This window comes from Lysinibacillus louembei, assembly GCF_033880585.1.
Classification (GTDB): Bacteria; Bacillota; Bacilli; order Bacillales_A; family Planococcaceae; genus Metasolibacillus; species Metasolibacillus louembei.
The window spans coordinates 1,756,912-1,772,250 of the sequence record NZ_CP137624.1; the positions used below are offsets into that span (position 1 = coordinate 1,756,912).

Here is a 15,339-nt window from a genome sequence, read left to right on the forward strand (position 1 = left end):
CTCTAAACAGGCAATAAATTGTTTAAAAATAGAGATTTTTCTTTTAATTACGTTGTTTATAAAAATTTAATACTATAAAATAGATGAAAGAGTAAACCTTTTCAAAACATACATTTTTACAGGTTTCGACAACAAAAAACAATAGACTTTAGAAAAGAAATTATTCACCAAAAAGTAATATTATATTTTAGAACAATCAAAAAACTATTGAAAAAACGCTATATTCATAGCTATACTGTTATTCATACTAATGTAATCTTTATCTTGATTCAGCAATATTCCTTCTTGTACGAAAATAGTGTGATTGCCTACATTTTTTGTATTAACTATTTTTTAGTACGAAAGTAGGGCATCATCGACAGCAAATATTTTAAATCATCGGCAATAGAGGTAGCAGGATGAAGAAAAGATTTTGCCGATGTTACAGATTTTGCATAAATAAATTTGAGGGGTAATTTGCAAAAAGGTTAACAAAGGCACAAGGGTAAAAATTATCTGAAAAATTCGATTAATGAAAGGATGGTCACAATGAGCGTGCAAACTGAAAAGGTACAAACGCAAGCAAGAAGTAATCCACGAGTAGAAGCTTTTAAAACCTTCTCAAAAAGATTGCTGAAAAATAAAGCCGCAGTAGTCGGAGGCTTAATTATTTTGTTCATCATAATAGTTGGCATAATCGGTCCGCTATTTATGAAAACAGATCCGAATGCACAAGATTTAATAAATAAACTCCAACCACCTTCAAAAGAGCACTGGTTTGGAACAGATAACTTCGGACGAGATATTTTTACTCGTATCATTTTCGGTACACAGCTAACATTGAAAGTTGGATTTTTATCCGTATTTATTGGAGGCGTTGCGGGTGTCGTATTAGGAATTGTAGCAGGCTACTACGGTGGCATGGTTGATACGATCACAATGCGTATTATGGATGTTTTATTAGCTTTCCCAGGTATTTTATTAGCATTAGCTATCGTATCTGTATTAGGTGGTAGTTTAACAAATGTAATTATTGCGGTAGGTATTTTCTCTGTACCAGCATTTGCTCGAATTGTTCGAGGGTCTACGCTACAGGTGAAAAAATTGGAATATATTGATGCTGTGAAGGCGCTCGGTGCGAGTGATGGACGTATTATTTTCCTACATATTTTACCGAATATTATGTCACCGATTATCGTTCAAGCAACGATGCGTATTGCAACAGCTATTTTAACTGCCTCTGGCTTAGCTTTCTTAGGTCTAGGTGCACAACCGCCAGCTCCAGAATGGGGTGCAATGTTAAACGATGGACGTACTTATATGCATAATGCAAGCCATATGGTAATGTTCCCAGGAATGATGATTATTATTGTTGTATTAGCATTTAATATATTCGGAGATGGTCTACGTGATGCACTAGATCCAAAAATGAAGCAATAAAGGAGGGGCAGCTATGACAAAATATATTATTCGTCGTTTGTTACAAACGATTCCAGTATTAATTGGGGTATCGATTTTAGTATTTTCATTGATGTTCCTTATTCCTGGAGATCCTGCACGCGTAATGGCTGGTGAAGGTGCTTCAGAGCAAACAATTGAAAACTTACGTGAAAAATTGGGGTTAAACGACCCTGCATATGTACAGTATGGACGCTTTATTACAAGTGCAGTAAAGGGTGACTTAGGAAATTCTGTGCGTACAGGGCGACCTGTAATGGATGAAATTTCGGCACGTTTTTGGATTACGGTTGAATTAGCAATATACTCAACAATTGTAGCGGTATTTATCGGCTTAATCGCAGGTATTATTTCCGCTGTACGTCATTACACTTTAACGGATATTTTCATAATGATTATCGCGTTATTCGGCTTATCGATGCCAAACTTTTGGCTCGGCTTAGTATTAATTCAATGGTTCGCACTAGGAAACTTACCTTTTGGTACGGACATGCCTGAATGGCTATTTAACATTGTGCAAATGCGGCCATCTGGTTGGGGAGAATCATGGCGACAGATGGTGCTACCAGTTATTACATTAGGTACAGGTGGGGCAGCGATTATCGCACGTATGACACGTTCCTCGATGCTTGAAGTTATTGGGCAGGATTATATTCGTACAGCTCGTGCAAAAGGGGTTTCAGAACGTATCGTTATTTACCGTCACGCACTTAAAAACGCTTTAATTCCTGTTGTAACAGTAATTGGTCTTGAATTTGGTGGTTTCTTAGGTGGAGCAGTATTAACAGAAACGATTTTTGCAATTAACGGTATGGGGCGTTTAACAATTGATGCGATTAGGCAACGGGACTTCCCAATTGTACAAGGAACGGTACTCGTCATATCAGTAATTTTCGTACTTGTAAACTTACTCGTAGATGTTTCATACAAATTATTAAATAAACGAATTGACTTGAATTAGTTGAAAGTGAAATGAGGTGAATCATTGTGACACAACAATTAGACAATATTTTAGAAGTGAATAACTTGCAAACAGTCTTTAGTACCGATGGTGGAGAGGTACGTGCAGTTGATGGTGTAAGCTTTGTCGTACCAAAAGGAAAAACGATTGGTATTGTAGGGGAATCGGGGTCAGGTAAAAGTATTACTTCCTTATCTATCCTTCGTCTTCTTGCCAAAAACGGGAAGGTACGAGAAGGTGAAATTCTTTTCAAAGGAAAGGATTTACTAAAATTAACAGATAAACAGATGCGCGATATTCGTGGGAATCAAATTTCAATGATTTTCCAGGAGCCGATGACATCGTTAAATCCTGTTTATACAGTAGGTCAGCAAATTAGTGAAACGCTAATTATTCATAAAAAGATTTCAAAGCAAGAGGCGCTAAAGCAATCTGTAGAAATGTTAAAGCTAGTAGGTATTCCTTCTCCGGAAAAGCGTGTCAAACAGTACCCGCATGAGCTTTCAGGAGGGATGCGTCAACGTGTAATGATCGCAATGGCACTTGCGTGTGATCCAGAAATTTTAATCGCGGACGAGCCAACAACAGCACTTGACGTAACAATTCAAGCGCAAATTTTAGAGCTGATTCGTGATTTGCAAGATCGTTTAGGCATGTCTGTTATTATGATTACACATGATTTAGGCGTTGTTGCAGAAACATGTGATTATGTTGCGGTTATGTATGCAGGTCAAGTAGTAGAGTATTCAGATGTACGTTCACTCTTTAAAAATCCAAAGCATCCATATACATTAGGACTATTAAATTCATTGCCTCGTCATGATGTGGACCAAGAACAGCTAATTCCGATTAAAGGGATGGTTCCTAGCCCACATGAAATGCCTGTAGGTTGTCGTTTTGCACCGCGTTGCCCAGTAGCTACGCAAGGCTGTCATAGTAAGCCACCAACTCTTGAAACTATCGGAGCAAATGAGCAAATTCGTTGCTGGATGTATTCAGATGAGTGGGACGGCGATTCGGAGGTGACGCTATATGGCGAAAAAAGAACTGTTAAAGGTTGAGGGGTTAAAGCAGTATTTCCCGATTAAAGGTGGATTTCTTGGACGTACAGTAAATCATGTAAAAGCGTTAGATGGCGTGACATTCACGATTTACGAAGGTGAAACTGTAAGTATCGTAGGAGAATCAGGCTGTGGGAAATCAACAACTGGACGTGCTATTTTACGATTAGAGGAGCCAACGGAGGGCGTTGTAGAGTTCCAAGGTACTGATTTGACTAAAATTTCGAAAAAAGAAATGCGTAAGTTCCGTAAAGATTTACAAATCATTTTCCAGGACCCTTACGCTTCAATCAATCCGCGCCAAACAGTAGCAGCTGTATTGAATGAGGCGATGCAAATTCAAAATGTTTTACCGCCGAATCAGCGTCGTGCACGTATTGAGGAGTTATTGGAAACAGTAGGCTTACGTCCATATCAGGCAGACCGTTATCCACATGAGTTTTCAGGTGGACAACGTCAACGTATCGGTATTGCACGTGCTCTTTCTGTAAATCCAAAGCTGATTATTTGTGATGAAGCTGTATCTGCACTCGACGTATCAATTCAAGCACAAGTATTAAATTTATTAGAGGAATTACAAAATGAATATGGTTTAACATATTTATTTATTTCTCATGATTTAGGTGTAGTACGTCATATTTCAGATCGCATTATCGTAATGTATTTAGGGAAAATTGTGGAGATTGCGGATAAGGTTAGCTTATTTGAAAATCCACAGCATCCATATACGAAAGCATTATTATCGGCGATTCCTGTGCCAGATCCAGATGCGAAAAAAGAGCGTATTATTTTAAAAGGTGATGTCCCTTCACCAATCGATCCACCAAATGGTTGTCGCTTCCATACACGTTGCCCATTTGCGACAGATAAATGTCGTACTGAGGAGCCACTATTGCGTACATCTAATTTGATGAAAGAAGGACATCAAGCAGCATGCCATTACATGGAAGATATTACAAATGGTAAAATGCAACCGAATTACTAAAAAGACAAGCTGTAGGGAGCTCGATTTAATATGGTCCCTTAGTCAAGGACAAATGTAAAAAAGGGTTTAGGCTGCCAAGAGATGGTTTCTGTATTGTACAGGAGCCATCTTTTTTAGGTTCCATTGATAGCGATAATTATTGTAGTAGACCATGTAGTGATCGATTTTAGCACGTACCTCGTCTAACGTTTTGGCCATGCTGAAATCAACCTCGTCTTTTAAGTGTCCGAAGAAGGATTCTTGTGGGGCATTATCCCAACAGTTACCTCGACGTGACATCGATTGACCAAGTTTGTAGTGCTTTAAAAGCTTTTGGAATTTAGGGCTTGTATAATGAACACCTTGATCGGAGTGGATGAAAGCATCTGGCTGGAGCTTTACACGTTTATTACGGAAGAGTTTTTTCACCGTTGTTGTGGCGATACCTAGCGTAATACGGTCTGATACATGATACGCTAAAATTTCATTCGTTGAGCCGTCTTTTATGGTCGATAAATAAGCCATCGTTCCGTTGTATGGAATATAGCTGATGTCTGTTAGTAATACTTTACCTGCCACACCTTGTTTGAATTCACGGTTTAATAAATTCGGCACCACGCGATGTTCTTTCGTTGCTTTCGCCATTTGTTTATAGGGATTCGGTTTACGATGTGGGCAAACGACGCCATATTTACGCATAATACGCTGGATTTTCTTTCGGTTCATGACGAGATCAAAATCTTGTTCAAGCGTCATTTTAATCGAGCGTGAACCTTTCTTATAACCACGACGCTTAAAGGCTTTTAAGATCTGGTCGCGTGCTTCTTCATCTCGTTTTTCCTTTACAGCTCGTGCTTCTTCTGTCTCTAAAAAGCGATAATAGCCTGAACGAGAGACGTTTAAAAGCGTACAAAAATACGTCACCATGCGTTTAAATGGAAACTGCTTAAGCGTATCTGCAATGAGTTGAAATACTTTACGTGCGCTTTGTTTTTGACTGTCGCTGAGCAGCCTCCTTTCGGTCACTTCGAGCTTTTTTAGTAGCTCGATTTGTCCTTCTAATAATTCAATACGAGCCGCTTGTCTTTCTACCATTTCTGTCATGGTTAATTCACGCTGTAACGGTCTGCCTGAGCTCGTTTTTCGCGTATCTGTCAGACCAATTAATCCATTTTGATCATACGCTTTTCGCCAACGTGAAGAAGCTTGTTCAACACGCTTCATCCCGAGCACTTCGATATCAAAGCCATATTCGCTAAAGATCTGTCTTGGTGTTTTACCAGCCAAATACTCATCGATAAATTGGCTTTTAAATGTATCTGCGTACGTAATTGTTCGTTCGGTTACTTTGACTACATGTGGATTCTGTTGTAGTTGTTCCATCTGTTTTGGTGAAAATAATTGTTTACTCATCGTTGTTGTCCGTCCTTTAGTTGCTTGAGAATCAAGTATATAAAAAATACCTGTGAAGTGCACACTCTTTTTCAAGTGTCCACTCCACAGGTACCATATTAATTCCTTGCAGTTTTTCTTTTTATGCAAACTGTATAAATAATCTCCATAGAAAAAGCCACAAACACTGTTAAATCAGGATTCGTGGCTTTTTAATACACTTACTATAAACTTTTATCTTTTAAAATTATGCAAATGGACAAGGACCAGCACTCTTGCCACAATGTATTGCTCCGTAATAAGGATTAACTTCCCCAGCAAAAGCACCAGTTGATCCTATAAGTAATACAGCGGCACAAAAAACTGAAGCAATAATTTTCTTCATAATTTCACCTCCAAATAACATAATACCAATATTTTACCATAAAATCCTTAAGATTGCAACTTATTATTTTTTGAAGATGGATACAAAAGTAATAATCCACATAGCTATAATTACATACATTAAAGCTATAAAAAGAAGTTTATTATCAGCAAAACAAAATGAAATCATAGTATAAATAATAGCCAGTGCGAATGCTTGTTTAGTTTTACCTTCTTTTCCGAAGTTAAACTGGTAGTGTAAGAAAATCACAGTGAATAGTGTTAATAGCCAAAAAGTAATAATTTAAACACACCCTCTTAAATAACAAAATATAGAATCTATTACATATAACTATAGCTGAATTAGATTATTTTAACATTACTAAATTTAAAAAGCTTAATGTTAATCAGCTAGAAACATGTAAATATTCTTTAATGGATGTCATTATACTAAGGTATAATTTGATGGTACTATTACTTTGAGACAGCTAATAATTAAAGCCGAAATTAACTATAAAGAAGGTGGTAATAGTGAAAATTTTCCATACAGCCGATTGGCATTTAGGAAAGCTTGTTCAAGGCGTTCATATGACAGAGGATCAGCGCTTTATATTGGAGCAGTTTATTGCAGCAATTGACGAAGAACAGCCAGATGTCGTGATTATTGCAGGTGATTTGTATGATCGAGCAATTCCACCAGTAGAGGCGGTCGATTTATTAGATGATATATTGAATAAAATTACGTTGCAACGAAAAATCCCTGTGCTAGCTATCGCAGGAAATCATGATAGTCCAACGCGTCTAAGATTTGGGCAGCAATTAATGGAGCAAGCTGGATTACATATTGCTGGCGATTTTAGTGAGCACCAGAGACCTGTCGTATTAAATGATGAGCATGGTGAAGTTCATTTTCATCTCATTCCGTTTGCTGAGCCTGCAACAGTAAAGGCCGTGTTACAAGATAGCACAATACTTACATACGATGATGCAATGAAAAAAACGATTGAACAAATTACACCAACTTTAGATGCTAATGCACGTCATGTGGCGATTGCTCATGCCTTTGTGACACCGAATGGAGAAAAGCAAGAGAATACGAGCGACTCGGAGCGCCCGCTTGCAATTGGTGGCTCTGAATGTGTTGATGCACATTATTTTGCTCCATTTCACTACACAGCATTAGGGCATTTACATCAGACACACTATGTGTTGAATGAGACGATTCGTTATGCAGGCTCACCACTTAAATATTCTATATCTGAAGCAGCACATGAAAAAGGCTTTTTGATAATTGATTTAGCTGCTGATGGCATAGTAACGGTGACAAAACAGCCGCTTATTCCACGTCGTAATTTACGTATTGTAGAAGGCACATTACAGGAGATTTTGCAGCATAAAGAAAGTGAGGACTATGTTTTCATTCGTTTGACAGACATAACTCCTGTTATAGGGGCTATGGAGCAAATTCGTACCGTTTATAAAAATGCATTGCACGTAGAGAGAAAGGCAATAGTTGTTGAACGGGAGAAAGAACAGGTGATAATGCGTGATCAATTGGATGAACGCACATTATTTCAAGGCTTTATGAAGGAAATGACAGGAGACGAACCTTCGCAATATGCGCTTCAATTGTTTGATGAGGCATTGCAGGAGCTGTTACAGGAAGAGCGCGAGGAGGAAACGGTGGAATGAAACCAATTCGTTTAACATTGCAAGCATTTGGTCCTTTTAAGAAAAAAGAGGTCATCGATTTTACAGAGCTACAAAAGCATCGCTTATTCGTCATTTCTGGGCAAACAGGCGCAGGGAAGACGACAATTTTTGATGGTATTACCTTTGCATTATACGGTGTTGCTAGTGGACAAGATCGTAAAGAAAATAAATCGATACGTAGCGACTTTGCTGAGGACGATGTGCATACAGCGGTAGAGTTAGTGTTTGAAGTACGTGGTAACCTATATCGAGTAAAGCGTCAGCTTGCACATATTAAAAAAGGGCGTAAAACAGCAAGTGGAGAAGCCTATGAATTTATGCGCATACAGGAAAACGGTACAGAAAAGCCTGCTGTCGAGCGACAAAAGGTGACAGAAATTAATAAAAAAATTGAGGAGCTCATCGGTTTATCCTACGATCAATTTAGCCAAATTATTATGCTGCCACAAGGTGAGTTTCGTAAGCTATTAACATCACAATCGGATAATAAAGAGGCCATTTTGCGCAAAATTTTTAAGACGGAGCGCTATGGGGAAATTGCAAAAAAGCTTGAAACAAAAAAACAGGACGCAGAACGTCTGCAAAAAATGGCTGTTGCTCGCAGTGAAAGCTATGTTGAGCAGCTTGCGGGAGCATTGCCGGAGCGCGATTCACAGCTTTTTGAACGCTTGAATGGAGAGGCTAATTTATATCAAATAGACGAAGCATTAGAGTCTGAGCTGCAATACTATGAAATGAAGGCAGCTGCTGACGAGCAGCTCTATCAGCAAGCATTTGCCAAGCATGAGCAGCAGCAAAAAGCGGTGCTAGAATGGCAGCGTCTAAATGAAAGAATTGCGTTTTTTGAAAAAAAACAGCAAGAGCTTATAAATAAAAAAGCAGATGAGGCTATATTTGAAAGCAAGAAAAAAGAATATGAAGCTGCAATGAAAGCACAGCAGCTATTACCAATTGCTGAGCAGTGTACACAGCTGAAGGACGAAGTAGCAAGGAAATCAACACAGTTAACTGTATTATTAGAGAAGCAGCAGCAATTGCAGCAAGCACAGCAGCAAGCATATGAGCTATTGCAAGCAGAAAAAGAGCGTGAAGAGGAACGAATTGCTTATCAACAAGAGCTGCTACAGCTAGAGAAAATTAAACCATTATATGAGGAAATCATGCTGTTAACAGCTGAGGTAGAAAAAAAGCAACAAGAGCTTGAGCGTCAGCAGCAAACGATAGAAAAAAATAATAAGCAAGTGGAGAAGCTAAAGCTGCAACTGAATGAGCAACAATATGTGATTGAACAGCAAGAAGAGCAGGTCGCTGCTCTACCCAAATTATTAGAGCAACAGCAACGTTTTAAGGAAGTTGTAGCTTTATTCGAAAAGCTTACAGATATGAATAGAACAGAGCAGCAGCTTACAGAGCAGCTTTCTTATATAGGGCAAAAATATAATGACGCACAAATGCACTATGATGAAAAAATGGAGCGCTGGCTTGCAAACCAAGCGCATATACTCGCATTGCAGTTAGTTGCTGGAGAGCCTTGCCCAGTTTGTGGCAGTGTAGAGCATCCAGCGATTAATGACAATGCTAGTGAGCTCATAGAGCAGCCACAGCTCCAGCAATTAAAGGAGCAGGCGAATAAGCTTCACCAGCAATTTATGCAATTAACATCAGCGTATAACCTCACTGTTCAAGGGCAAGAGCAGCTATATGAACAGCTTCAGCAGCTAGATGTAGAAAAGAGTGAGGAGCTTTTTTATAAGGAGTGCTATGAGCAAAACAAGGCAGAAGTAGCTCAATTACAGCAAGTAACGCAAAAATTAACGGTTAACCGTCAACAGTTGAAGGAATGGAAGCTGACGATTAGCATGCTTGAACAAACTCAAAAAGACAGCGAGCAGCAATATCAGACGCTGAAAAATGACTTCATTCAACAGCAAACAGTATTACAGCAAAAGCACTTGCATGTACCGTCAGCAATGAAGAGCTTGACACAGTTAGAGGAAATAATAGAGCACAAGCAGCAAGCATTGCAGACGCTCAAGCGAGCATTGAATAAAGCACAGCAAAATTATGATGAGCTACAGGCTGAGCATATGAAAATAGCGGAGAAACATACGTTATCATCAGCACACTATGAAGAATTACAGCAAAAGCTAGCAGCAGTGACGACGCAGTTTAATGAAAAAAGAGAGGCATTGGGCTTTGCGACAGAGGAAGAATTTATTCAGTGTTGTCGAACACAACAGCAAATTCAATTATTACAGCAGGAATATATGACTTATGCGAAGGAGTTACATGCTTTAACTGTTTTTATCGAGCAAGAGACAGCACAATTAGCAGATGCCAAAAAGGCGGATATTACATTAGCTACAGAGCAATTACTCACATATAAAGAGGCGTATGAAGAAGCTTTAAAAACAGCGAATGCTTCGAAAAATTATCAAAAGCTTTGTTTAGATTATAAAGACAAGCTATTGCAAGTAGCTGATGAGATTTATGCATTAACACAAACAACGAATGAGGTTATCATGTTATACAATGTATTGCGTGGGCAAAATGCAAAAAAAATCTCCTTCGAGCGCTATGTGCAAATTGGTTATTTAGAGCAAATTACGGGCGCAGCAAATCATCGTTTGAAACATTTATCGAATGGACAATATCAGCTAGTATGTTCAAGTCGTCAAGAATCGCATGGTCGACAAAGTGGATTAAGCTTAGATGTGTATGATAGCTATACAGGGCAAACACGTGATGTAAAATCATTATCAGGTGGGGAAAAGTTCAATGCTTCTCTATGTCTAGCATTAGGGATGGCAGATGTTATTCAAAGCTTCCAAGGCAATGTGCAAATCGATACAATGTTTATTGATGAAGGCTTCGGTTCACTCGATGAGGAAGCTTTAATGCGCGCCATTGATACGTTAATTGATTTGCAAAAATCAGGACGGATGGTTGGAGTTATTTCACATGTAGCAGAGCTAAAGGCAGCGATACCAGCAGTTTTACAAGTTGAAAAATTAAAAGAAGGCTTTAGCCGTACAACGATTAAAGCGCAAGGGTTACATCCTGTATAAAGTGAAACTACCATGACCTGTTAATATAAAATGAAAAGCCAAATGATGACAGAAGTTGCGCTCTGTAGTCATTTGGCTTTTTCATTAATTTTAAACTAACTTTTACGACGAGTTGTTGTTGGTTGCTGTTTTTTATCATCTAATATTTTTTTTATAATCGGATACGCAACAGGTGCCCATTTAATAGCTGTTTTCACGATTTTACCGAGTTTCATAATTGATTCGCTCCTTTGACTTCAGCTTGTACTAGTACTATTAGTATACCCAACTACTCGCTTTTACTAAACATTGCGGAATACGAGTACAGCTTGCACGATATTCCAAATGACAAAGCCTAAATATACTAGACCGTAGAGTAACATACCGCCAAACCCTGCAAAAAATAGTGTTGCGTCTTCCTGAGCCCCGCCAAAAATTGTTGTAAAGAGGAAGAAAACCCCTGCTAATAAGCCTAATCCAATTGGAATAATATGTGAAATAAGAGCGCGCTTTGCATGACGGCGAACATCGCTATCTTGGGAAACTAGCCAAATGATAATTGGTGCTATAAACGGTGCGAAGAAAATGCTTAAATAGCTTAATGCACTTAAAATTCTACGATCTTCCATCAAATCATCCCCTTAAAAGTTTTACTATTTATACGTATGAGCATATGTGGAAGTTTCAACAATTATCGCTTCCATCTCTAAAAAATTGCTTGATGAACAAAAATGAATTTTTTTGAAGGTTTTTGAAAGAAAGTTGTTGATTTATTTTAAAATTCGAACTAATATAGAGATAACAACATAGCGGAGGTGGAGAGATGTTAACAGTTGAACGACAACGCTTGATTCGAGAGCTACTAAAACAACAAGATATTGTTACGATGCAAGAGCTAATCGAGATAACAAATGCCTCTGAATCGACGATTAGGCGAGATTTAATTCAGCTAGAGAAGGCAAAAGTATTAAAGCGTATTCATGGCGGTGCAGCAAGGCTGCAAGGTAAGCTAGTTGAGCCGAGCGTTTCTGAAAAATCCTCCAAAAACCTCAGCTCAAAGAAAGCGCTTGCATCATTTGCTGCAAACTTAATAGAAGATGGAGATTGTATTTATTTAGATGCAGGCACAACGGTTTATGAAATGATTCCATATTTACAAGCGAAGCAAGTAGTTGTCGTAACAAACAGTGCTTACCACCTTGATTTGTTAATAGAGAACAATATTAAAACCTATTTAATTGGTGGGGCAATTAAGCATCAAACGAAGGCAATGGTTGGGCAAGGAGCCGTTATTAGCCTAGAGCAATATCGCTTTGATAAATGCTTTATTGGGGCAAATGGTGTCCATCTAGAATATGGCTACACAACACCAGACCCAGAGGAAGCGATGATTAAAATGACAGCAATTCGATTAGCACAGGAAGCATATGTCTTAGTGGATGATTCAAAATTCAACGAAGTATTCTTTGCTAAAATAGCTGATTTGCGGGAAGCTACGATTATTACGAATAACATTAAAGAAAGCCTGCATAAAGCGTTACAGGCAAAAACAAATGTAAAGGTGGTTAAAGCATGATTTATACGATGACATTAAATCCATCTATTGATTTTATCGTGGAGGTAGCTGATTTTGAAGTCGGTATATTGAATAAAATCCAAAAGGAAGCGAAGTTCCCTGGCGGTAAAGGTATTAACGTTTCACAAGTATTGAAGCGACTAGGGACGGATAATAAGGCATTAGGCTTTGTTGGTGGCTTTACAGGTGATTATATTGTAGATTCCTTAAAACAAAGAGGCATTGTCACAGACTTTGTTGAGGTACAAGAGGATACGCGTATTAATATTAAGCTAAAGACGGGACAAGAAACAGAAATTAACGGACAAGGTCCAACAATTCAGGAGCCTGAATTAACCGCATTATTAAATAAGATTGATGCATTAACTGCTAATGATGTGCTCGTATTAGCCGGGAGCATCCCACAGTCTTTGCCCGTAACAATTTATGAAACATTGGCGTCTATTGCAACCAAAAAGGGGGCAAAGGTTGTCGCAGATACAACAGGAGAAGTGCTGCTAAATGTTTTACCAAATAAACCTTTTTTAATTAAGCCAAACCATCATGAGCTTGGTGAGTTATTTGATGTAAAAATTGAAACGGTGGAGGAGGCTGTTCCTTACGGCAAGCGCCTCGTTGAAATGGGCGCACAGCACGTCATCGTGTCGATGGCTGGTGCAGGGGCATTGCTATTCAGTAAAGATGTTGCGCTCTATGCAAACGTGCCAAAAGGTGTGCTGAAAAATTCAGTAGGTGCAGGTGACTCTGTCGTAGCAGGTTTTTTAAGCAATTATTTCCGCACGGGTGATGTGCAGCAAGCTTTTAAGTACGGCGTAGCATCAGGAAGTGCGACCGCATTTTCACCAGAATTATGTACACAGCAAGAAGTTGAGGAGCTACTTCCTCAAATTAAACTAACAACGATGTAAGGAGGAGAGAACAATGAGAATTACAGAGCTGTTGAAAAAAGAGACAATGATTTTAAATTTATCATCTACTTCTAAGGAAGCGGTGATTGATGAGCTAGTAGCGAAATTGGATAGAGCGGGTAGATTAGCAGATGCTAAAGCTTATAAAGAGGCAATTTTAGCACGTGAGGCACAAAGCACGACAGGTATTGGCGAAGGTGTAGCGATTCCGCATGCAAAAACAAATGCTGTACGCACACCGGCACTTGCTTTTGGGCGCTCACAGGCAGGTGTTGATTATGATGCACTAGATGGTCAGCCTAGTCATTTATTTTTCATGATTGCAGCGTCAGAAGGTGCAAATAACACGCATTTAGAAACGTTATCACGTTTATCGATGTTATTAATGGACCCTGCCTTCCGCGAGCAATTAATGCAGGCACAATCGGAAGATGAGATTTTAGCATTGATTGATAGTCAAGACAAAGAGGATGAGGAGGAAGAGGTCGCACCAACGCAGACAGCAACTTCATCAAAAGGGCTGATTTTAGCGGTAACAGCTTGTCCAACAGGTATCGCACATACGTATATGGCAGCGGATGCATTAAAAAATAAAGCGGCTGAAATGGGCGTTGACATTAAAGTTGAAACGAATGGCTCAACAGGTGTGAAAAACGCTTTAACAGCAGATGAAATTGCCAATGCAACAGCAATTATTGTTGCGGCAGATAAGCAAGTAGAAATGGCTCGTTTTGCAGGCAAGCATGTAATTCAAGTACCTGTAGCAGACGGTATTCGTAAAACACAGAATTGATTGAACGCGCGGTTAAACAAGACGCGCCAGTTTATCAATCATCAGGCAAGCAAGAAGGCGAAGAGAAGCAACAACGTACAGGCTTTTATAAGCATTTAATGAATGGTGTATCGAATATGTTACCATTCGTTGTTGGTGGCGGTATTTTAATCGCCATTTCGTTTATGTTTGGGATTCATGCATCTGACCCAAATGACCCTTCCTATAGCCCGATTGCAGCAGCATTAAATACAATCGGTGGCGGTAATGCATTTGGCTTAATGATCCCAGTATTAGCAGCATTTATCGCCATGAGTATTGCAGATCGACCAGGCTTTGCGCCAGGTATGGTTGGTGGTTTAATGGCTGCAACTGGTGGAGCAGGTTTCTTAGGTGGATTGATTGCAGGTTTCTTAGCAGGTTATTTAGTGCTTGGCTTGAAAAAAGTATTTGATAAATTACCAGCATCATTAGAAGGTGTTAAACCAGTATTGCTATATCCGTTATTCGGTATTTTATTTACAGGGCTTATTATGACGTATATTGTGATTGAGCCAGTTAAAGGCATTAATGAAGCAATTACAACATTTTTATCTGGTATGGGAACAGGTAACTTAATATTACTTGGTTTATTACTTGGCGGTATGATGGCGATTGATATGGGTGGTCCGATTAATAAAGCGGCATTTACATTCGGTATCGCCATGATTGATGCAGGAAATTTCGGACCGCATGCAGCCGTTATGGCTGGTGGTATGGTTCCACCACTAGGCGTTGCATTTGCTACAACGTTCTTCAAAAATAAATTTACGAAGAGTGAAAAAGATGCAGGGAAAACTTGTTATATTATGGGCGCCTCGTTTATTACAGAAGGGGTAATTCCATTTGCAGCAGCAGACCCTGTACGTGTGATTACAGCATCTGTTATTGGCTCAGCTATTGCAGGGGCATTAACGATGGTATTCGGTATCGGTCTTCCAGCACCACATGGCGGATTATTCGTATTCCCTGTTGTGGAAGGTAATCCATTCTTGTACTTATTAGCTGTATTAATCGGTGCAGCTGTCACAGCAATTATTTTAGGCTTTATTAAAAAGCCTGTAACAGAATAATAAAAGAATAGCTTTTGCTGCTTAGTCCAAAAA

General features: G+C 39.0%; 11 protein-coding genes and 1 pseudogene. 9 read left to right on the forward strand and 3 right to left on the reverse strand.

Annotation, left to right across the window (positions count from 1 at the left end; all coding sequences use genetic code 11):
* The first annotated feature begins 528 nt into the window (after positions 1 to 528).
* The 4 genes from nikC to R6U77_RS08700 are packed head-to-tail and all read left to right on the forward strand — an operon-like array spanning position 529 to position 4,444.
* Positions 529 to 1,419: a nickel transporter permease gene (nikC, locus tag R6U77_RS08685; RefSeq protein ID WP_293923748.1), complete on the forward strand. Its 891-nt coding sequence runs from the start codon at positions 529 to 531 to the stop codon at positions 1,417 to 1,419.
* A 13-nt stretch (positions 1,420 to 1,432) separates the two neighbouring features.
* Positions 1,433 to 2,398: an ABC transporter permease gene (locus tag R6U77_RS08690; protein WP_293923745.1), complete on the forward strand. Its 966-nt coding sequence runs from the start codon at positions 1,433 to 1,435 to the stop codon at positions 2,396 to 2,398.
* A gap of 26 nt (positions 2,399 to 2,424) precedes the next feature.
* Entirely contained in the window at positions 2,425 to 3,459 is a 1,035-nt protein-coding gene (locus R6U77_RS08695; RefSeq protein ID WP_293923742.1) for an ABC transporter ATP-binding protein, read from the forward strand.
* Entirely contained in the window at positions 3,431 to 4,444 is a 1,014-nt protein-coding gene (locus tag R6U77_RS08700) for an ABC transporter ATP-binding protein (protein WP_293923739.1), read from the forward strand. Before R6U77_RS08695 ends, R6U77_RS08700 begins: the two co-directional genes overlap by 29 nt.
* 66 nt (positions 4,445 to 4,510) lie before the next feature.
* On the opposite strand, the gene R6U77_RS08705 is transcribed toward R6U77_RS08700, so the two are convergent.
* Entirely contained in the window at positions 4,511 to 5,836 is a 1,326-nt protein-coding gene (locus R6U77_RS08705; RefSeq protein ID WP_319836349.1) for an IS3 family transposase, read from the reverse strand.
* Between the two features lie 226 nt (positions 5,837 to 6,062).
* Complete coding sequence (locus R6U77_RS08710) at positions 6,063 to 6,200, reverse strand: hypothetical protein (RefSeq protein ID WP_293923738.1); 138 nt, start codon at positions 6,198 to 6,200, stop codon at positions 6,063 to 6,065.
* Positions 6,201 to 6,709: 509 nt separating this feature from the next.
* On the opposite strand from R6U77_RS08710, the gene R6U77_RS08715 reads away from it, so the two are divergent.
* Both R6U77_RS08715 and R6U77_RS08720 read left to right on the forward strand, forming a co-directional pair.
* Positions 6,710 to 7,870 (forward strand): exonuclease SbcCD subunit D, encoded by a 1,161-nt coding sequence (locus R6U77_RS08715; RefSeq protein WP_319838175.1) that lies wholly within the window; start codon positions 6,710 to 6,712, stop codon positions 7,868 to 7,870.
* Positions 7,867 to 10,959 (forward strand): SMC family ATPase, encoded by a 3,093-nt coding sequence (locus R6U77_RS08720; protein ID WP_319838176.1) that lies wholly within the window; start codon positions 7,867 to 7,869, stop codon positions 10,957 to 10,959. The genes R6U77_RS08715 and R6U77_RS08720 overlap by 4 nt, the downstream gene beginning before the upstream one ends.
* Before the next feature lie 281 nt (positions 10,960 to 11,240).
* Here R6U77_RS08720 and R6U77_RS08725 read toward each other — a convergent pair whose 3' ends face one another.
* Entirely contained in the window at positions 11,241 to 11,567 is a 327-nt protein-coding gene (locus tag R6U77_RS08725) for a magnetosome magnetite crystal formation protein family (protein WP_293923729.1), read from the reverse strand.
* A 194-nt stretch (positions 11,568 to 11,761) separates the two neighbouring features.
* Here R6U77_RS08725 and R6U77_RS08730 point away from each other — a divergent pair, with 194 nt between their 5' ends.
* The 3 genes and pseudogenes from R6U77_RS08730 (at position 11,762) to R6U77_RS08740 (ending at position 15,306) form a co-directional block, all read left to right on the forward strand.
* Positions 11,762 to 12,514, forward strand: a complete 753-nt coding sequence (locus tag R6U77_RS08730) for a DeoR/GlpR family DNA-binding transcription regulator (protein ID WP_293923727.1) — start codon at positions 11,762 to 11,764, stop codon at positions 12,512 to 12,514.
* The gene (gene pfkB / locus R6U77_RS08735) at positions 12,511 to 13,422 is read left to right on the forward strand and encodes a 1-phosphofructokinase (RefSeq protein WP_319838177.1); all 912 of its coding nucleotides are present in this window, start codon (positions 12,511 to 12,513) and stop codon (positions 13,420 to 13,422) included. Before R6U77_RS08730 ends, pfkB begins: the two co-directional genes overlap by 4 nt.
* Before the next feature lie 13 nt (positions 13,423 to 13,435).
* Positions 13,436 to 15,306 (forward strand): annotated as a pseudogene (locus R6U77_RS08740) (PTS fructose transporter subunit IIABC).
* The last annotated feature ends 33 nt before the right edge of the window (positions 15,307 to 15,339 follow it).